We start from the raw sequence: 18,939 nt of genomic DNA, 5'->3' as shown, positions 1-18,939 counted from the left end.
AATAATTCTTATTTTAATACTGGCGACCACCCGCCTGTCGGAAGGTGAGATTGTAACGACAATCGCCCGTTTCCGGATGATGCCCCGCTTTCAGCGGCTGAATGCCATGATAAAACAGGCGCGACTCGCCGCCCCAGACCACCACATCGCCATGCTCCAGCAGCAGCCGCTGCAGCGGGTCGCTGCGTTGCAAGCCGCCAAACTGAAAGATGGCCGGCAAGCCCAGCGAGACCGAGACAATCGGCGCCCGCAGATCCTGTTCATCTTTATCCTGATGCAACGACAGTTTTGCGCCAGGACAATAGCGGTTAATCAAACAGGCATCGGGGGAAAACTCCGGATAGCCGCCGGCGGCGGCCGCCGCCAGCGCCAGTTCATGAAATACGGCAGGCATCGGCGGCCAGGTTTGATCGGTTACCGGGTCGACCGGGGCGTACAAATAGCCGTGGCGATCGGTAGTCCAGCCCAGCGCGCCGCAGTTGGTCATGGCGACCGACATGGTGTACCCGCCCGGCGTGACCATCTGGCGAAACGGCGACTGACTGGCGACGTCGGCTATCGCCTGCAGCAGCGCCGGGGCACGTTCGCGGGCAAATCGCCGCAGCACCACCGCGCCGGGGGCCAGCGGCTCCTGCCACGGTGGGGTATCGCTAAACAGATCGAGCATTACTCCTCCTCATGTTGGGCCTCGCGCGCCAGCAGCTGCGCTTTTCGCGCCGTTCCCCAACGATAACCGGACAGGGCGCCATCTTCACGCACCACCCGGTGGCAGGGAACAATCACCGCCAGCGAATTCGCCGCGCAGGCGCCGGCCACGGCTCTTACCGCCCGCGGCTGGCCAATATGCTCTGCCACCTGGCGGTAGCTGCGGGTCTCGCCCACCGGGATCTGCCGCAGCGCCTGCCAGACCTGCAGCTGAAACGCGGTGCCCTGCAGATCCAGCGGCAGCGATACCGGCCGCCGGCTGTCGTCGAGGTGGGCGAAAATCTCGGCCATCTGCTGACAAAAATCGGGGTCGCCTTCACGCAGCTCGGCATTGGGAAAGCGCCGGCGCAGGTCGTCGAGCAATGCCGCATCGTTATCACCCGGCAGCACCGCGCAGACGCCGCGCTCGCTCTGCGCCACCAGGCAACGACCCAGCGCGCAGTCGCCCGTGGTCCAGGTTACCACGGTGGCGGCGCCGCCGCGGCGAAACTGGCTGGCGGTCATCCCTAACGCTGCGTCGGCCTGGCGATAATAGCTGCTGCTGTCGGGAAAACCAGCCGCCAGCGCGGCGCGGGTCACCGGTATCCCCTGCTCCAGCGCTTCCCGCAGGCGCTGCGCCCGCCACGCTTGTTGCCAGGCTTTAGGGGTCATGCCGGTGACGGATTTAAATAAACGGTGAAAATGAAACGGGCTCATCGCCAGCTGGCCTGCCAGCGCCTCGAGGGTCAGGGGCGCGTCCTGCTCCAGCAGCCGACAGGCCTGCGCCACTTTGTCGACCCTTTGCTGCTGCGGGTAGTCTTTATCCGGTTGGCAGCGTTTGCAGGGGCGGAATCCCGCCGCCACGGCGGCGGCGACGTCGGCAAAAAAGCGTACGTTTTCCCGCCGCGCGCGCCGCGAGCGGCAGGAGGGTCGACAGCAGATGCCGGTGGTCAGTACCGCAAAGACGAACTGACCATCGGCCCGGGTATCACGTTCGCAGACCGCCTGCCAGCGGCGATCATCGGTATCGGCAACTATCGGTTTCATGACGGGTCTCCAGCTGTAAGTGTACCCTCAGTCTGTGGTAAAGCCCGCAGTAAAAAACCCGCAATCTTGCTTTTTAATTTTTCTCGCCGACAAGGAAAGTGCGGAACTGCGGCGACATCCAGGTTTTAAAATCCTCTCCATCTTTAACGATCATGTAGACCGCCAGCCCCTCCTCGCGCACCACCTGCTGCGCTTTTTCCGGCCCCAGCACCATCAGTCCGGTATCCCAGCCGTCCGCCTCCAGCGCCGTTGGCGCAATGACGGTCACGGAGACCAGCTTATGGGTTATCGGCTGCCCGGTCTGCGGATCGATAACGTGCGAGATGCGTTTGCCATCGAGTTCATAGTAGTTGCGATAGCTGCCGGAGGTGCTGATGCCGTGCCCATTGATGTCGACAATCGCCTGAACGGCGTTTTCGCGGTCGGTCGGTTTCTGGATCGCTACCCGCCAGGGCTTGCCTTCGCCGTTCATCCCGCGGCTGACCAGCGCCCCGCCCACCGACACCAGATAGCGGGAGATCCCCTCCTGCTCCATCAACCGCGCGAGGTGGTCGGCGGCATAGCCTTCCCCCACGGTGGAGAGGTCGACAAACAGATCGGGAATATCTTTTTGCAGGAACTGCCTGCCGCTCTGATTAATAACCTGCAGATGCTGCAGGCCGGTGCGCGCCTTCGCCGCGGCTATCGCCTCGGCATCCGGGGTGGTGACCGGCTGTTTATCCGGGCCAAAGCCCCACAGGTTGACCAGCGGCCCCACGGTAATATCCATCGCGCCGTGCGTTTTGGCGCCAATCCGCAGCGACAGGGTGACGATATCCGCCATCGCTTCGCTCACCGGCCAGGGTTCGGTAGTGGCGGCATGATTGAAGCGCATCAGCGCTGAGTCGTTTTTCCAGGTCGACAGCAGGCGATCGTCGGCGTCCAGCTGGGCCTGAACCTTGGCGCGCAACGCCTGGGCCTTTGCCTCATCCACGCCAATGACGCTGACCCGCCAGAAGGTGCCCATCGTTTTGCCATCCAGCACGGTGGCCGTCGCGGCGGGGGTCGCAGGAGTGGTAGCTGAATCGCAGCCAGAGAGCAGAACGCAGGCGCCCAGCAGCGCGGCGCGAAAGAAAGTCATATCCATTAATCGAGGCTCCTCTTACCAGGGCGACAAGAGTATACCAGCGAGGTTAAACCGGACATAAAAAAAGGCGCCAGAGGCGCCTTTTTGTTATGCAGCTTGCAACTTAGAACTGGTAAACCAGGCCCAGTGCAACCACGTCGTCGGTAGAGATACCAGCGCGACGAGTGAAATCGTTTTCGTCCAGCAGGTTGATTTTGTAGTCAACATAGGTGGACATGTTTTTGTTGAAGTAGTAGGTCGCGCCAACGTCAACATATTTCAGCAGGTCCTGATCGCCGTAACCTTCGATGTCCTTACCTTTAGACTGCAGGTAAGCTACGGACGGACGCAGACCGAAGTCGAACTGGTACTGAGCAACCACTTCGAAGTTCTGTGCTTTGTTAGCAAAACCGCTAATAGAATCAGATTCTCCGTTGCCGCTGAAACGAGTTGCGTTGTAGGTCTGGGTGTACTGAGTCGCCAGGTAAATGTTGTTGGCGTCGTATTTCAGACCACCGGTGTAGGTTTCAGCGTTGTCGCCACGGCCTTTATCCAAACGATTCTGATCGCCGTTACGTTTGGAGTGCGAGTACGCGAAACCAGCGCTGATGCCATCATAGATGTCATAGGTCAGAGAGGTACCGAAGCCGTCACCGTTCTGTTTCAGAGCGCCACGACCGTTGTTGGTCGGAGAAGTACCTTCGCCGCTGACGCTGCCGTTTTTACCCTGATACTGCAGAGCAAAGTTCAGGCCGTCAACCAGACCGAAGAAATCAGAGTTACGGTAGGTTGCAACGCCGTTAGCACGGGACTGCAGGAAGTTGTCAGAACCGTAGGTGTCGCCGCCGAATTCCGGCAGAACGTCGGTCCAGGACGTTACGTCGTATACTACGCCGTAGTTACGACCGTAGTCGAAAGAGCCCGCGTCGCCAAATTTCAGGCCTGCGAATGCCAGACGAGTCCATGCCTGATCGCTGGAGCTTTCAGTGTTGTTCGCCTGAACGTTGTATTCCCACTGGCCGTAACCGGTCAGCTGGTCGTTGATCTGGGTTTCGCCTTTCACGCCTACACGCATGTAGGTCTGGTCGCCGTCGACGCTCTTGTCGTCAGAGAAGTAGTGCAGACCGTCAATTTTACCGTACAGGTCTAATTTGTTGCCGTCTTTGTTATAAATTTCAGCCGCATTTGCTGCGCCTGCTACCAGCAGAGCCGGTACCAGGAGGGACAGTACTTTAACTTTCATGTTATTAACCCTCTGTTTGTTATATGCCTTTTATTATGCCACTGCTTACTGATTACCCTTCTAATCAGTCGGCTATTTCATTGTGCTGCAAAATGCAGAATAATCCAACAAGAATATGATACTAAAACTTCTAAGATGTTTCAAAGTTCCCACAAGATGTTTCAATTTGTAAATTCAGCGGAACTTTTTTCACCGCAAAATGGTCAGGGAAATACGCACTAATCATCAAAAAAAATATTTAACCTTTTATAATCAAAGCGATAGACAACAACATATCTATAGCACTGAATGGTAAAACAAAATGATCATTGGTGGCTAAAATAAGAGTCGCTATCATCATTAACTTTATTTATTACCGTCATTCAGTTCTGAATGTCTGTTTACCCCTATTTCAACCGGATGCCTCGCATCCGGTTTTTTTTACCCTTCTTTACACAACTTTAATTTATCTGTGCTACGGCTAATGATTCCCTAACGACTATTAATCAATCAATTAGGCCATCAGTGGGGCATATTCTGCCAATGTCTTGTTATTTCGTGCGATTCTTCCCTTTTGTTTCCGTCAATATCGTCGCCGGTTAACCTTCCCGGCGCGGTTTCATTTACGCTTCGTTTCTAAGATAATTCCTGGGCGGCATCGCACCGCTGGCGCCAATCTGTAGTATGGATTTACGCCATTAGCCTTTATACTGCCAGCAGCATCTGCTTTGTTGCCAGTTACTCTGGCGCTACATCCTGTTTACAAACAATGATGAGTCGTTCAGCCACAAGATGACCCCGAAAAAATTCTCCCTGATCCCCGGCAACATCAGCCGCTTCTTCATTTTGATGGTTATTGTCCTGCTGGCGACAATGGGGGTGATGATCCAAAGCGCCGTCAATGCCTGGCTGAAGGAGAAAAGCTATCAGGTGGTTGATATCTCCCACGCTCTGCACCAGCGCATTGACGCCTGGCGCTATGCCACCTGGCAGATCTACGACAATATCGCCGCCACCTCAGTCAACACCGCAAGCGGCGGTCTGCAGGAGACGCGTTTAAAACAGGACGTTTACTACCTGGAGAAACCCCGGCGTAAAACCGAAGCCCTGATCTTTGGCTCCCATGACAGCTCCACCCTCGAAATGACGCAGAAAATGTCCGATTATCTCGATATTTTGTGGGGCGCGGAGACCATTCCGTGGTCGATGTACTATCTCAACGGCCTGGACAATAGTCTGATCCTGGTCTCCACCCTGCCGTTGAAGGACCTCTCTTCGAGCTTCAAAGAGTCAACGATCAGCAGCGTCGTGGAGTCACGGCGCGCGGAAATGCTGCTGCAGGCTAATACCCTTGATGAGCGCGAGACGTTCTCGCCACTGCGCCATCTCGCCTGGCAGAACGCGCACTATTTTACGTTACGCACCACCTTCAACCAGCCCGGACACCTTGCCACGGTGGTCGCATTCGACCTGCCGATTAACGATCTGATCCCGCCCGGCATGACCATCGACAGCTTCCGTATCGAGCCTGACCCGTCGCAAAATCTCGCCACCACGCCGGATAAAGAGAGCGCCGATCATATCGGGATCACCTTTAACGGCATGCAGATTGACATCGCCACCGACATCAGCACCACCGGTATGCAGTTGCTGTGGACGGTACCAATGAGCACCATGCTGCTGGAGTCCATGCAGAACATTCTTCTGCCGCTGCTGCTCAATATTGGTCTGCTGGCGCTGGCGCTGTTTGGTTTTACCACCTTTCGCCACTATAAAGGACGCAGCCATTCGTCTGGCGCCGGGCTCCCCTCCGCCGCCAACAGCGAACTGCGTCTGCTGCGCGCCATTAACGAAGAGATTGTTTCTCTGCTGCCGCTGGGGCTGCTCGTTCACGATCAGGAAGCCAACCGAACGGTTATCAGCAATCCAATTGCCGACCATCTGCTTCCGCACCTGAATCTGCAGAACATCACCAATATGGCGGACCAGCACCAGGGGGTGATCCAGGCCACCGTCAATAATGAGCAGTATGAAATCCGCCAGTATCGCAGCCAGGTAGCGCCGCGCACCCAGATCCTGATCATCCGTGATCAGGACCGCGAAGTGCTGGTTAATAAAAAGCTCAAGCAGGCCCAGCGCTTGTATGAGAAAAACCAGCAGGGACGGGCCGCCTTTATGCAGCACATCGGCAGCGCCCTGAAGCAGCCCGCGCTGACGCTGGCGGCAGAGGCGGCGGCGCTCAGTAGTACAGAGAATCGGACGCTGGCCCAGCATGCCGATGAGCTGGTCAAACTCATCGATGACATTCAGCTCGCCAATCTGCTGGAAAGCGATGCCTGGAAAACCAACCAGACGTTGTTCTCGGTGCAGGAGCTTATTGACGACGTCGTGCCGGAAGTGCTGCCGGCGATGAAACGCAAGGGTCTGCAGCTGCTCATCAACAATGCGCTCCCGGCCGGCGAGCAGCGCTATGGCGACCGTGAAGCTCTGCGGCGCACGCTGGTGCTGTTAATCCAGTATTCAGTGACCACCACGCCTATCGGCAAGATCACCCTCGACGTCTGTCAGGATGAGTCGGCCAGCGATCGCCTGACCTTCCGCATTCTGGATACCGGCAACGGCGTCTCGGCAAACGAGATCGACAATATGCACTTCCCGTATCTCAACGAGACCCAGAGCGACCTGTACGGCAAAGCAAACGCCCTTACCTTCTGGCTATGCGACCGCATGACGCGCAAGCTGGGCGGGCAATTGACCATTAAAGCCCGGGAGTCGCTGGGGACGCGCTATACCCTGCATCTGAAAATGCCGGCTAGCGAAGAGGCGCCAGAGGCGGGAGAGCATTTGCTGGATGACGTTATCGTCCTGCTGGATGTGACTTCCAGCGAAGTGCGGCGGATTGTCACTCGCCAGCTGGAGAGCTGGGGAGCGTCCTGCATCACACCGGACGATCGGGCGACCAGTCAAGCCTTTGATCTTTATTTAACGGATAATCCGTCTAATCTTACTGCTTCAGGCTTGCTTTTAAGCGATGATGAGGTCGGGATACGCAAGATCGGCCCGGGCCAACTGCGGGTCAACTTTAATATTAGCACGGCGATGCAGGAGGCTATCCTGCAGCTTATTGAGCAGCAGCTGGCGGAGGAGGCGGTTCAGCCCGTCACCTCAGGAAACGAGAGTAACGCCGAACTCCATGCCAGCGGCTATTACGCACTGTTTGCCGATACGGTACCGGATGATGTTCAGAGATTGTATACTGAAATCGAAGCGGGCGATTTTGCTGCTCTGGCGCAAACCGCCCACCGCCTCAAAGGGGCATTTGCTATGCTTAATCTGATACCCGGCAAGCAGTTATGTGAAACGCTTGAGCATCTGATTCGCGAAAAGGATGCGCAAGGCATAGAAAAATATATCAGCGACATTGACGCTTACGTCAAGAGCTTGCTGTAGAAGGTAGCCTTATACATGAACACTATGAACGTAATTATTGCCGATGACCATCCGATCGTACTGTTCGGTATTCGTAAGTCACTTGAGCAAATTGAGTGGGTGAACGTCGTTGGCGAGTTTGAAGACTCCACGGCCCTTATCAACAATCTTCCGAAGCTGGACGCCCATGTGCTGATCACCGATCTGTCCATGCCCGGTGACAAATACGGCGACGGGATCACGCTGATTAAATACATCAAGCGCCACTTCCCGGATCTGTCGATCATTGTTCTGACCATGAACAACAATCCGGCGATCCTCAGCGCGGTGCTGGATCTGGATATCGAAGGGATCGTCCTCAAGCAGGGGGCGCCGACCGACCTGCCAAAAGCGCTGGCCGCGCTGCAGAAAGGGAAGAAATTCACCCCGGAAAGCGTCTCTCGCCTGCTGGAAAAAATCAGCGCCAGCGGCTATGGCGATAAACGCCTGTCGCCGAAAGAGAGCGAAGTACTGCGCCTGTTCGCCGAAGGTTTCCTGGTAACCGAGATCGCCAAAAAGCTTAATCGCAGCATTAAAACCATCAGCAGCCAGAAGAAATCGGCGATGATGAAGCTGGGCGTCGAAAACGACATCGCCTTGCTGAACTACCTCTCTTCCGTCTCGCTGAGCGCGACGGACAAAGAGTAATCTCTTCGCCCTCTCCGTCTCGCCCCGGCGAGACGGAGCTCCCCATTATTCCCGCCCTTTACGCACCCGCGCCGCATATACCGTCAGCGTTTGCTTCAGTACGTCGAGGGTGACCGGCTTGGACAGACAACTGTCCATCCCCGATTCCAGACAGCGCTGCTTCTCTTCCGCCAGGGCATTGGCCGTTACGCCAATCACCGGCAGCGTCAGGCCAAGCTGACGAATGCGCTGCGTCAGGCGATAACCATCCATATTAGGCATGTTGACGTCGCTGAGCACGATATCGATGTGCTGCTTGCTGAGGACGTTGAGCGCGTCGATCCCGTCGTTCGCGGTCACGCACTGGTAGCCGAGCGAACCCAGCTGATCCGCCAGCAGGCGGCGGTTGATCGGGTGATCGTCGACCACGAGGATCATCATGTCGTCGTTATTGCCGGCCTGCGCCTCCGGGGCCATCAGCGCCGGGCTATTTTCCGCACTGGCGAGCGCAACATGGAAAATACGCCCCAGCAGCGGCAGCAGTTCGTGGGGAGTCGTCACGCTGTGCAGCCATTCGCCGGCGGACCGCTCCTGCGGAATACCGATATGACGGCGACAGAAGATGACCATGGCCCTTCCCTGCCATCCGCTCAGCGCCTCATCGTCAGTGAGTAAGACATCCTCGGCGTCCGGCGTTTCGCCGGCATGGCGGCGGACCGTCAGGCCGTGGTAGCTGAGCAGCGAGGTGACGAACATCGCCAGCGAAGTGTTATGAATCGCCAGCCAGCAGGTCTTGCCAGCGAAACCGTCTCTGCTCACCGGTGAGGTATTCTGCACGCCATACAGAGGAATACGGATGGTAAAGCGGCTACCCATCCCCGGCTCGGTTTCGACAGCAATATCGCCATCCATCATGCTGATCAGTTTTTCACAGATCGCCAGGCCAAGGCCGGTGCCCTGAAAATTGCGCTGCACGCCGGTCCCCACCTGGAAGAAAGGATCGAAGAGGCGCAATACCTCTTTCGCCGGGATCCCCTCTCCGGTGTCGCGAACGCTAATCTGCAGATAATCCCCCGCGCACTGGACGTGCAGGACAATACAGCCGGTATCGGTGAACTTTATCGCATTGCTGAGCAGATTTGAGATCACCTGCTGCAGGCGCATCGGGTCGCCGGACATTTGTTCCGGAACGTCCGGCTCGATAAAGCAGTACAGGCCCAGCTGCTTGCGCACCACCAACGGCAGATAGTTAGCGGAGATATGGTTCATGACTTCGCGCGGAGAGAACTCCCGCGGCTCGATCTTCAACTGCTCGGACTCGATTTTCGAGAAATCAAGAATATCGCTGATGATTTTCAGCAGCAGGCTGGAGGAGTTGTTCATCGCCGTCACAAGGCGATCGACGCCTTTCGGCAACGCTTTGGTCTGCAGCAGATCGAGGTTACCGATGATGCCATACAGCGGGGTACGCAGCTCATGGCTAACCGTCGCCAGGAACATCGATTTCGACTGGCTGGCCTGCTCCGCCGCCTGGGCCATCTCCTGCAGCGACTCCTCCATTTTCACGCGGGCGGAAACGTCCACCAGCACGCAAATGGCGACGTTTTCATTGCGATAGCGTGAATGAACAAAGCTAATCTGCAGGTTGGTATGGTTGCTGGTCAGCACGTCGACAAAATTGACCTGCTGGCCGCAGATGATCTGCGTCAGCCGCTGGCGGTCCTCGTGGGTCAGCATGTTCAGGTAGTTGTGCGCCAGTTCATTACTGAGAATATTGGTCCCGTCGGCAGTGCGCAGAATACAGATCCCTACCGGGGCAGAAGCCACAATTTTGCGGTTGAACTGCTCGTGCTCTTCCAGGCGCTGGGCGTCATTCTCCGCGGGGATAAAAATGCGCCGCTCATACATTCGCGCCAGCGCGAACAGCATCGCGCCGCTGAGGATATTAAGAACGATAGCATTGATGATCAGCATACGGATCCGCTCCAGCACCTGATCTACCGAGACGGAATAGACGATGCTCAGGGAGGACGGCGAGAGGCTTTTTTTCAGCACCAGCTCGCGGAAACCCGAACTGTAGCCAAACCACATCCGCTCCTGCATCCACTTCGCTTCGCTCTGGATTTTACCTTCCGCACCGGCCAGCGAAATCAGCGGCTGCCCGTTATCGTCAAAGATCGTCACGCTCATCGGCAGGCTGCCCGGCGTAAAGAAGCTTTCCATGCGGATGGTCTGCTCCACGCCCAGCATCGCCTGCAGGCGATTGGCCATATAGACCGGCGTCAGGGCGTAAAAATAGCCCACCCCGGGGCGAACGCCCTGGCTTATCCAGAACAGGTTGTTGCCGCGCTCGTTTTGCGGCGCGTTGCGATATTGCTCTATGCGCTGATGCAGGACTTTCAGCGCCTGATCGCGCTCAATCGGCACGTCCCGCAGGCCAAAGTTGGCCATGCAGAGGTTATCGCTGCCGATGAGAAAGATGCGGTTAAGGTCGTAGGCGGCAGTAAAATTATCCCGCCAGTAGCGCATAAACCATGCCAGCGACTGCAGCGAATTACGCCAGGTGGCGCTCATCGCGCTGCAGTCGGAATCGGGGTACAGGGGTTCAAAGTTGGGCACCGCCATATCGCCGTTTTGCCCTTGCGCTACCGCGTCCCCTGCCGACAAGCGGTTACCGGCGACATACTTCAGCTCTTTCATTACATCCGCGGTACGCTGGATATAGCGCTGGGCCTGATCGGCGTTGAGATTAAGCTCCTGATGGATTTCGGCTTCCCGCTCGTGCAGCGCGTTGACGATATAAAACGCAGAGACAAACGCAATAAGCAGCCACAGCAATACCGCCAGCGCTCTGAACAGATAACGTGAAACCTTCAGGGTTGTATGAAAAGAGGCAAGATATTTCAATGTGGCGATGCTCGGCCGTCAGGGACTCAACAGAATGCGGTTAAGGTAGCGGTAAACCGGCTTTGCCGCAATGTTAATGCAAAAAGGGCCGGGAAAATACCCGGCCCTTCCAGAACATTTACCTCGGACGATTATTCTTCGTCTTCGGCGATGTCGTCATCGGTATCCGCTTCCGGGGCGATATCGTCATCGCCTTCCGCCGCGCTACCGTCGATGGCATCCAGCTCTTCATCATCCACCGGCTCAGCCACGCGCTGCAGACCTACCACGTTTTCATCTTCCGCGGTGCGGATGAGGATCACGCCCTGGGTGTTACGGCCCACGATGCTCACTTCGGAAACGCGGGTACGCACCAGCGTCCCGGCGTCGGTGATCATCATGATCTGATCGCAGTCATCCACCTGCACGGCGCCGACCACGGAACCGTTACGCTCGGTGACTTTGATCGAAATAACGCCCTGGGTGGCACGCGACTTGGTCGGATACTCCGCCGCCGCGGTACGTTTACCGTAACCGTTTTGCGTCACCGTCAGGATCGCGCCTTCGCCGCGTGGAATAATCAGCGAGACGACGCTGTCGTTTTCCGCAAGCTTAATACCGCGTACGCCGGTGGCGGTACGGCCCATGGCGCGAACGGCGTCTTCTTTGAAGCGTACAACCTTACCGGCCGCGGAGAACAGCATCACTTCATCCTGACCAGAGGTCAGATCGACGCCGATCAGCTCATCGCCTTCGTTCAGGTTGACCGCGATGATACCGGCGGAACGCGGACGGCTGAACTCGGTCAGCGCGGTTTTCTTCACGGTACCGCTAGCGGTGGCCATAAAGACGTTGACGCCCTCTTCGTACTCGCGGACCGGCAGGATGGCGGTGATGCGCTCATCGGCTTCCAGCGGCAGCAGGTTGACGATCGGCCGACCGCGCGCGCCGCGGCTGGCTTCCGGCAGCTGATAGACCTTCATCCAGTACAGACGGCCGCGGCTTGAGAAGCAGAGGATGGTGTCATGGGTGTTGGCCACCAGCAGACGGTCGATAAAGTCTTCTTCTTTAATGCGCGCTGCCGATTTGCCTTTACCGCCACGACGCTGTGCTTCGTAGTCGGTCAGCGGCTGATACTTCACATACCCCTGATGCGACAGGGTGACCACCACATCTTCCTGGTTGATCAGATCTTCGATGTTAATATCAGCGCTGTTGGCGGTGATTTCGGTACGACGTTCGTCGCCGAACTGGTCGCGGATCAGCTCCAGCTCTTCGCGAATCACTTCCATCAGACGGTCGGCGCTGCCGAGAATGTGCAGCAGCTCCGCGATCTGCTCCAGCAGCTCTTTATATTCGTCGAGCAGTTTTTCATGCTCAAGGCCGGTCAGTTTCTGCAGACGCAGATCCAGAATCGCCTGAGCCTGCTGCTCGGTCAGATAGTATTTACCGTCGCGTACGCCGAACTCTGGCTCCAGCCATTCCGGACGCGCGGCGTCATCCCCGGCGCGCTCCAGCATCGCCGCAACGTTACCGAGATCCCACGCCTGGGCAACCAGCGCCGTTTTCGCTTCTGCCGGGGTCGGCGCGCGACGGATCAGTTCGATAATCGGGTCGATGTTGGCCAGCGCAACGGCCAGCGCTTCGAGGATATGCGCCCGGTCGCGAGCTTTGCGCAGTTCGAAAATCGTACGACGGGTCACCACTTCACGGCGGTGGCGTACAAACGCGGCGATAATGTCCTTCAGGTTCATGATCTTCGGCTGACCATGGTGCAGAGCTACCATGTTGATGCCGAAGGAGACCTGCAGCTGGGTCTGGGAATAGAGGTTGTTAAGCACCACTTCCCCTACCGCATCGCGCTTCACTTCAATCACGATGCGCATCCCGTCTTTATCAGACTCGTCACGCAGCGCGCTGATGCCTTCCACGCGTTTTTCTTTGACCAGCTCGGCGATTTTCTCGATCAGGCGCGCTTTGTTCACCTGATACGGAATTTCGTGCACGATGATGGTTTCGCGGCCGGATTTCGCGTCCACTTCCACTTCCGCGCGCGCGCGGATGTACACTTTACCGCGACCGGTGCGGTAGGCCTCTTCGATGCCGCGACGGCCATTGATAATGGCGGCGGTCGGGAAATCAGGGCCAGGAATATGCGCCATCAGCCCTTCAATGCTGATGTCTTCATCGTCAACATACGCCAGACAGCCGTTAATCACTTCCGTCAGGTTATGTGGCGGTATGTTGGTGGCCATCCCTACGGCGATCCCGGAGGCGCCGTTCACCAGCAGGTTAGGAATTTTGGTCGGCATGACGTCCGGAATACGCTCCGTACCGTCATAGTTGTCGACGAAATCGACCGTCTCTTTTTCAAGATCGGCCATCAGCTCATGAGCGATTTTCGCCAGACGAATTTCGGTATAACGCATCGCCGCGGCGGAGTCGCCGTCGATGGAACCAAAGTTACCCTGGCCGTCCACCAGCATGTAACGCAGCGAGAACGGCTGCGCCATACGCACGATGGTGTCGTATACCGCGGAGTCGCCGTGCGGGTGGTATTTACCGATTACGTCACCAACGACACGGGCTGATTTTTTATAGGCTTTGTTCCAGTCATTGCCCAATACGTTCATGGCGTAAAGTACGCGACGGTGTACCGGCTTCAGGCCATCTCGGACATCCGGCAGCGCACGGCCAACAATGACCGACATCGCATAATCCAGATAAGAGTTCTTAAGCTCTTCCTCAATGTTGACCGGTGTAATTTCTCTCGCAAGGTCGCTCATCTAACCGCTATCCCTCTACTGTATCCCGGATTCAAAGGTCGCAAATTATAACACAGCCGCGCTAATAGAGGTAAAGCAATACGGTTTATTCATGGCGCGCTGCTGATATACTCGCAGGTCTGAACAGAAAAGGAGTAAAAGCGCCCATGAATGCCGAAAAAACGTCGGTAGCCCCTAATGTCGATCATGCTGAAATCGCCAAATTCGAAGCCGTCGCCTCGCGCTGGTGGGATCTGGAGGGCGAGTTCAAACCGCTCCACCGCATCAACCCGCTGCGGCTGGGCTATATTGCCGAACGCTCCGGCGGCCTGTTCGGTAAAAAAGTCCTCGATGTCGGCTGCGGCGGCGGCATCCTCGCCGAGAGCATGGCGCGCGAAGGCGCGACGGTCACCGGGCTGGACATGGGGGCCGAACCGCTGCAGGTCGCCAGGCTGCACGCCCTGGAGAGCGGTATTCAAGTGGACTATGTTCAGGAAACAGTTGAGGAACATGCCGCGAAGCACCCGCAGCAGTATGACGTCGTGACCTGCATGGAGATGCTGGAGCACGTACCCGACCCGCAGTCGGTGGTGCACGCCTGCGCGCGGTTAGTGAAGCCCGGCGGCCAGGTCTTCTTCTCCACCATCAACCGCAACGGCAAGGCCTGGCTGATGGCGGTATTCGGGGCGGAATATGTCATGAAGATGGTGCCCAAAGGCACTCATGATGTGAAGAAGTTTATCAAGCCGGCCGAGCTGCTGGGCTGGGTAGATCAGACTACTCTGAAAGAGCAGCATATCATCGGTCTGCATTACAATCCGCTGACCAATACCTTCAAGTTAGCGCCGGGGGTTGATGTTAACTATATGTTGCATACCACCGCCAAACAGGACTGAGGTCAGCACCTCCGCTTATGATGATTGCGCGGCATCAAGCCGCGTGATTATTTCTTCCGATGAAGAAATCAGCACTCGATCAAATTTTCATTTTTTTTTCTGTTTTATTGACTTCTTCTCCAGGCCTTATGCGACGTGGACTTGCGGATTATTACCCTTCCGCAACCTCAATTTAACGTCAAAATCAACCCTTGTACTCAAAAGATTCCTTACTAAAATACTCACCATATAGCGTTTCTTTTATCGACAACCCCCTACATATAGTATTTATCCACAGAGTTAGTCACAACGGCCTTCTGTGGATAAACGGGGGATATTTTCTTTCACGGACAGGTAAAATCCACATGAATCAGAGTCTGCTGGTGACAAAGCGCGACGGGACCACCGAGCGCATCAATCTCGACAAAATCCATCGCGTACTGGATTGGGCGGCAGAAGGACTGAATAACGTTTCGATTTCCCAGGTAGAGCTGCGCTCCCATATCCAGTTCTATGACGGCATCAAAACCGCGGACATCCACGAAACCATTATTAAAGCCGCTGCGGATCTGATCTCCCGCGACGCACCGGATTACCAGTACCTCGCCGCGCGTCTGGCGATTTTCCATTTGCGTAAAAAAGCCTTCGGTCAGTTTGAGCCGCCGGCGCTCTACGATCACGTGGTGAAGATGGTCGAGAAAGGTAAATACGATCATCATCTGCTGGAAGACTACACGGAAGAAGAGTTCCAGCAGATGGACGGTTTCCTCGACCACTGGCGCGACATGAACTTCTCCTACGCAGCCGTTAAGCAGCTGGAAGGCAAGTATCTGGTACAAAACCGCGTCACCGGCGAAATTTATGAGAGCGCGCAGTTCCTCTATATTCTGGTCGCCGCTTGCCTGTTCTCGAACTATCCGCGCGAAACGCGTCTGGACTATATCAAGCGTTTCTACGACGCGGTGTCCACCTTTAAAATCTCGCTGCCGACGCCGATCATGTCCGGCGTGCGTACCCCAACCCGTCAGTTCAGCTCCTGCGTGCTGATCGAGTGCGGCGACAGCCTGGATTCCATCAACGCCACCTCCAGCGCGATTGTGAAATACGTTTCCCAGCGCGCCGGCATCGGCATCAACGCCGGGCGCATTCGCGCGCTGGGCAGCCCGATCCGCGGCGGCGAAGCCTTCCACACCGGCTGCATTCCGTTCTACAAGCATTTCCAGACCGCGGTGAAATCCTGCTCGCAGGGCGGCGTGCGCGGCGGCGCGGCAACCCTCTTCTACCCAATGTGGCATCTGGAAGTGGAAAGCCTGCTGGTGCTGAAAAACAACCGTGGTACCGACGCCAACCGCGTTCGTCACATGGACTACGGGGTACAGATCAACAAGCTGATGTACACCCGTCTGCTGAAGGGCGGCGATATTACCCTGTTCAGCCCTTCCGACGTCCCGGGCCTGTATGACGCCTTCTTCGCCGATCAGGACGAGTTTGAGCGCCTGTACACCCAGTACGAGCAGGACGACAGCATTCGTAAGCAGCGTATTAAAGCCGTTGAGCTGTTCTCGCTGATGATGCAGGAGCGCGCCTCTACCGGCCGCATCTATATCCAGAACGTCGACCACTGTAACACCCACAGCCCGTTCGATCCGGTAGTCGCCCCGGTGCGTCAGTCTAACCTGTGCCTGGAGATCGCCCTGCCGACCAAACCGCTGGAAGATGTCAACGACGAAAACGGCGAAATCGCGCTGTGCACCCTGTCGGCCTTCAACCTCGGGGCTATCGACAGCCTCGACGAGCTGGAAGAGCTGGCGGTGCTGGCGGTGCGTGCTCTGGATGCGCTGCTAGACTATCAGGATTACCCCATCCCGGCGGCTAAACGCGGTGCGATGGGGCGTCGTACGCTGGGTATCGGCGTGATCAACTTCGCTTACTATCTGGCGAAGCATGGCAAACGCTACTCCGACGGCAGCGCCAACAACCTGACGCACAAAACGTTCGAAGCGATTCAGTACTATCTGCTGAAGGCCTCTAACGAGCTGGCTATCGAGCAAGGCGCCTGCCCGTGGTTCAACGAAACCACCTATGCGCAGGGCATCCTGCCGATCGATACCTATAAGAAAGATCTGGACGGCATCGTCAGCGAACCCCTGCACTACGACTGGGAAGCATTGCGCGAATCCATTAAAACCCACGGCCTGCGCAACTCCACGCTCTCCGCGCTGATGCCGTCCGAGACCTCGTCGCAGATCTCCAACGCCACCAACGGCATTGAGCCGCCGCGCGGCCACGTGAGTATCAAAGCGTCCAAGGACGGTATCCTGCGCCAGGTGGTGCCGGATTACGAAAACCTGCAGAACGCCTACGAGCTGCTGTGGGAGATGCCGAACAACGACGGTTATCTGCAGCTGGTGGGTATCATGCAGAAGTTTATCGACCAGTCGATCTCTGCCAACACTAACTACGATCCGACGCGCTTCCCGTCCGGAAAAGTGCCGATGCAGCAGTTGCTCAAAGACCTGCTCAACGCCTATAAATTCGGCGTCAAAACGCTGTACTATCACAACACCCGTGATGGCGCTGAAGACGCCCAGGATGACCTGGCCCCGTCCATCCAGGACGACGGCTGCGAAAGCGGCGCTTGTAAGATCTAAGGTACTTTTGCCGGGTAACGCTACGCTTACCCGGCCTACGTTTGTGTAGGCCCGGCCGACCCATTCCCGCCGGGCAATACAGTTCAACAGGACTCACTTCAATGGCATACACCACTTTTTCACAGACGAAAAACGATCAGCTGCTGGAACCTATGTTTTTTGGCCAGCCGGTTAACGTGGCCCGCTACGATCAGCAAAAATACGACATCTTTGAAAAGCTGATTGAAAAGCAGCTCTCCTTCTTCTGGCGCCCGGAAGAGGTTGACGTTTCCCGCGATCGCATCGACTACCAGGCGCTGCCGGAACATGAAAAACATATTTTCATCAGCAACCTGAAGTACCAGACGCTGCTCGACTCCATCCAGGGCCGTAGCCCGAATGTGGCGCTGCTGCCGCTGATCTCCATCCCGGAACTGGAGACCTGGGTAGAAACCTGGGCCTTCTCCGAGACCATTCACTCGCGCTCGTACACTCACATCATCCGCAACATCGTCAACGACCCGGCGACCGTGTTCGACGACATCGTCACCAACGAGCAGATCCAGAAACGTGCGGAAGGCATCTCTCACTATTACGATTCGCTGATCGAGATGACCAGCTACTGGCATCTGCTGGGCGAAGGCACCCACACCGTCAACGGCAAAACCGTGACCGTGAATCTGCGCGAGCTGAAAAAGAAACTCTATCTGTGCCTGATGAGCGTTAATGCCCTGGAAGCGATCCGCTTCTACGTCAGCTTCGCCTGCTCCTTCGCCTTTGCCGAACGCAAACTGATGGAAGGCAACGCCAAAATTATCCGCCTGATCGCCCGCGATGAAGCGCTGCACCTGACCGGCACCCAGCATATGCTGAACCTGCTGCGCTCCGGCAGCGACGATCCGGAAATGGCGGAAATCGCCGAAGAGTGCAAACAGGAGTGCTATGACCTGTTCGTGCTGGCGGCGCAGCAGGAGAAAGAGTGGGCGGACTACCTGTTCCGCGACGGCTCGATGATCGGCCTGAATAAAGATATTCTCTGCCAGTACGTCGAGTACATCACCAATATCCGCATGCAGGCGGTGGGCCTCGATCTGCCGTTCCAGACCCGCTCCAACCCGATCCCATGGATCAACACCTGGCTGGTCTCCGACAACGTTCAGGTGGCGCCGCAGGAAGTGGAAGTCAGTTCTTATCTCGTCGGCCAGATCGATTCTGAAGTCGATGCCGACGATCTGAGTAACTTCCAGCTGTAATGAAGCGGATCTTCCTGAAAATCTCTGACACTCGCCTTGAGTGTCAGGATGAACACCCTTCCCTGCTGGCGGCGCTGGAGTCGCATAATATCGACGTCGAATATCAGTGCCGCGAAGGCTACTGCGGCTCCTGCCGCACTCGCCTGGTCTCCGGCCAGGTTGACTGGCTGACCGAGCCGCTGGCCTTTATCCAGCCGGGAGAAATTTTGCCCTGCTGCTGCCGGGCGAAAGGCGATATTGAGATCGAGATGTAGTCTTGTCAGGTGGCGCTACGCTTACCTGACCTACTGTTCCAGGACCGGCCGTTTACGCACTGCCGCCCTGGGCTGCTGAAACTGCCGGTGTTGACGGCCTCAAAATCGCTGAGACGTTCCCGG

At 56.7% G+C, this 18,939-nt stretch carries 12 protein-coding genes; 6 read left to right on the top strand and 6 right to left on the bottom strand.

The window, feature by feature from the left end; genetic code table 11:
* Positions 1-13: 13 nt before the first annotated feature.
* The 4 genes from alkB to ompK36 form a co-directional block, all read right to left on the bottom strand.
* Positions 14-667 (bottom strand): DNA oxidative demethylase AlkB, encoded by a 654-nt coding sequence (gene alkB, locus HMPREF3140_RS15025; protein WP_004140817.1) that lies wholly within the window; start codon positions 665-667, stop codon positions 14-16.
* Positions 667-1,731: a bifunctional DNA-binding transcriptional regulator/O6-methylguanine-DNA methyltransferase Ada gene (gene ada, locus HMPREF3140_RS15020; RefSeq protein WP_002913002.1), complete on the bottom strand. Its 1,065-nt coding sequence runs from the start codon at positions 1,729-1,731 to the stop codon at positions 667-669. The genes alkB and ada overlap by 1 nt, the downstream gene beginning before the upstream one ends.
* Before the next feature lie 73 nt (positions 1,732-1,804).
* Positions 1,805-2,857, bottom strand: a complete 1,053-nt coding sequence (gene apbE, locus HMPREF3140_RS15015; RefSeq protein ID WP_032411989.1) for an FAD:protein FMN transferase ApbE — start codon at positions 2,855-2,857, stop codon at positions 1,805-1,807.
* 103 nt (positions 2,858-2,960) lie between these two features.
* Entirely contained in the window at positions 2,961-4,079 is a 1,119-nt protein-coding gene (gene ompK36, locus HMPREF3140_RS15010; protein ID WP_004149145.1) for a porin OmpK36, read from the bottom strand.
* 771 nt (positions 4,080-4,850) lie between these two features.
* Between ompK36 and rcsD the strand changes: the two genes are divergently transcribed.
* A complete protein-coding gene (gene rcsD / locus HMPREF3140_RS15005; RefSeq protein ID WP_023280372.1) occupies positions 4,851-7,508 on the top strand; it encodes a phosphotransferase RcsD in 2,658 nt (885 codons plus the stop codon).
* A gap of 15 nt (positions 7,509-7,523) precedes the next feature.
* On the top strand, positions 7,524-8,174 hold the full coding sequence (gene rcsB, locus HMPREF3140_RS15000) for a response regulator transcription factor RcsB (RefSeq protein ID WP_002913007.1): 651 nt from the start codon (positions 7,524-7,526) through the stop codon (positions 8,172-8,174).
* A 45-nt stretch (positions 8,175-8,219) separates the two neighbouring features.
* Here rcsB and rcsC read toward each other — a convergent pair whose 3' ends face one another.
* Together rcsC and gyrA are read right to left on the bottom strand one after the other, a co-directional pair.
* Positions 8,220-11,060, bottom strand: a complete 2,841-nt coding sequence (rcsC, locus tag HMPREF3140_RS14995) for a two-component system sensor histidine kinase RcsC (protein WP_023301166.1) — start codon at positions 11,058-11,060, stop codon at positions 8,220-8,222.
* A 131-nt stretch (positions 11,061-11,191) separates the two neighbouring features.
* Positions 11,192-13,825, bottom strand: coding sequence for a DNA topoisomerase (ATP-hydrolyzing) subunit A (gyrA, locus tag HMPREF3140_RS14990; RefSeq protein WP_004140833.1), 2,634 nt, complete (start codon positions 13,823-13,825; stop codon positions 11,192-11,194).
* A gap of 146 nt (positions 13,826-13,971) precedes the next feature.
* Between gyrA and ubiG the strand changes: the two genes are divergently transcribed.
* The 4 genes from ubiG (at position 13,972) to yfaE (ending at position 18,816) form a co-directional block, all read left to right on the top strand.
* Complete coding sequence (gene ubiG / locus HMPREF3140_RS14985; RefSeq protein WP_029602052.1) at positions 13,972-14,700, top strand: bifunctional 2-polyprenyl-6-hydroxyphenol methylase/3-demethylubiquinol 3-O-methyltransferase UbiG; 729 nt, start codon at positions 13,972-13,974, stop codon at positions 14,698-14,700.
* Positions 14,701-15,044: 344 nt separating this feature from the next.
* Complete coding sequence (gene nrdA, locus HMPREF3140_RS14980) at positions 15,045-17,330, top strand: class 1a ribonucleoside-diphosphate reductase subunit alpha (RefSeq protein ID WP_002913016.1); 2,286 nt, start codon at positions 15,045-15,047, stop codon at positions 17,328-17,330.
* 101 nt (positions 17,331-17,431) lie between these two features.
* Entirely contained in the window at positions 17,432-18,562 is a 1,131-nt protein-coding gene (nrdB, locus tag HMPREF3140_RS14975) for a class Ia ribonucleoside-diphosphate reductase subunit beta (RefSeq protein WP_004140835.1), read from the top strand.
* Positions 18,562-18,816 (top strand): class I ribonucleotide reductase maintenance protein YfaE, encoded by a 255-nt coding sequence (gene yfaE, locus HMPREF3140_RS14970; RefSeq protein WP_002913017.1) that lies wholly within the window; start codon positions 18,562-18,564, stop codon positions 18,814-18,816. The genes nrdB and yfaE overlap by 1 nt, the downstream gene beginning before the upstream one ends.
* Positions 18,817-18,939: the final 123 nt, after the last annotated feature.

Source organism: Klebsiella sp. HMSC16A12, from assembly GCF_001808265.1.
Taxonomy (GTDB): domain Bacteria; phylum Pseudomonadota; class Gammaproteobacteria; order Enterobacterales; family Enterobacteriaceae; genus Klebsiella; species Klebsiella pneumoniae.
The sequence above is the reverse complement of the archived record's forward strand: the minus strand, read 5'-3'. Positions and strand labels throughout refer to the sequence as shown.

What these genes read in the sequence shown, in the direction of transcription:
- alkB (WP_004140817.1), bottom strand. Translation starts at nt 667, where the DNA reads ATGCTCGATCTGTTTAGCGATACCCCACCGTGGCAGGAGCCGCTGGCC.
- ada (WP_002913002.1), bottom strand. Translation starts at nt 1,731, where the DNA reads ATGAAACCGATAGTTGCCGATACCGATGATCGCCGCTGGCAGGCGGTC.
- apbE (WP_032411989.1), bottom strand. Translation starts at nt 2,857, where the DNA reads ATGGATATGACTTTCTTTCGCGCCGCGCTGCTGGGCGCCTGCGTTCTG.
- ompK36 (WP_004149145.1), bottom strand. Translation starts at nt 4,079, where the DNA reads ATGAAAGTTAAAGTACTGTCCCTCCTGGTACCGGCTCTGCTGGTAGCA.
- rcsD (WP_023280372.1), top strand. Translation starts at nt 4,851, where the DNA reads ATGACCCCGAAAAAATTCTCCCTGATCCCCGGCAACATCAGCCGCTTC.
- rcsB (WP_002913007.1), top strand. Translation starts at nt 7,524, where the DNA reads ATGAACACTATGAACGTAATTATTGCCGATGACCATCCGATCGTACTG.
- gyrA (WP_004140833.1), bottom strand. Translation starts at nt 13,825, where the DNA reads ATGAGCGACCTTGCGAGAGAAATTACACCGGTCAACATTGAGGAAGAG.
- ubiG (WP_029602052.1), top strand. Translation starts at nt 13,972, where the DNA reads ATGAATGCCGAAAAAACGTCGGTAGCCCCTAATGTCGATCATGCTGAA.
- nrdA (WP_002913016.1), top strand. Translation starts at nt 15,045, where the DNA reads ATGAATCAGAGTCTGCTGGTGACAAAGCGCGACGGGACCACCGAGCGC.
- nrdB (WP_004140835.1), top strand. Translation starts at nt 17,432, where the DNA reads ATGGCATACACCACTTTTTCACAGACGAAAAACGATCAGCTGCTGGAA.
- yfaE (WP_002913017.1), top strand. Translation starts at nt 18,562, where the DNA reads ATGAAGCGGATCTTCCTGAAAATCTCTGACACTCGCCTTGAGTGTCAG.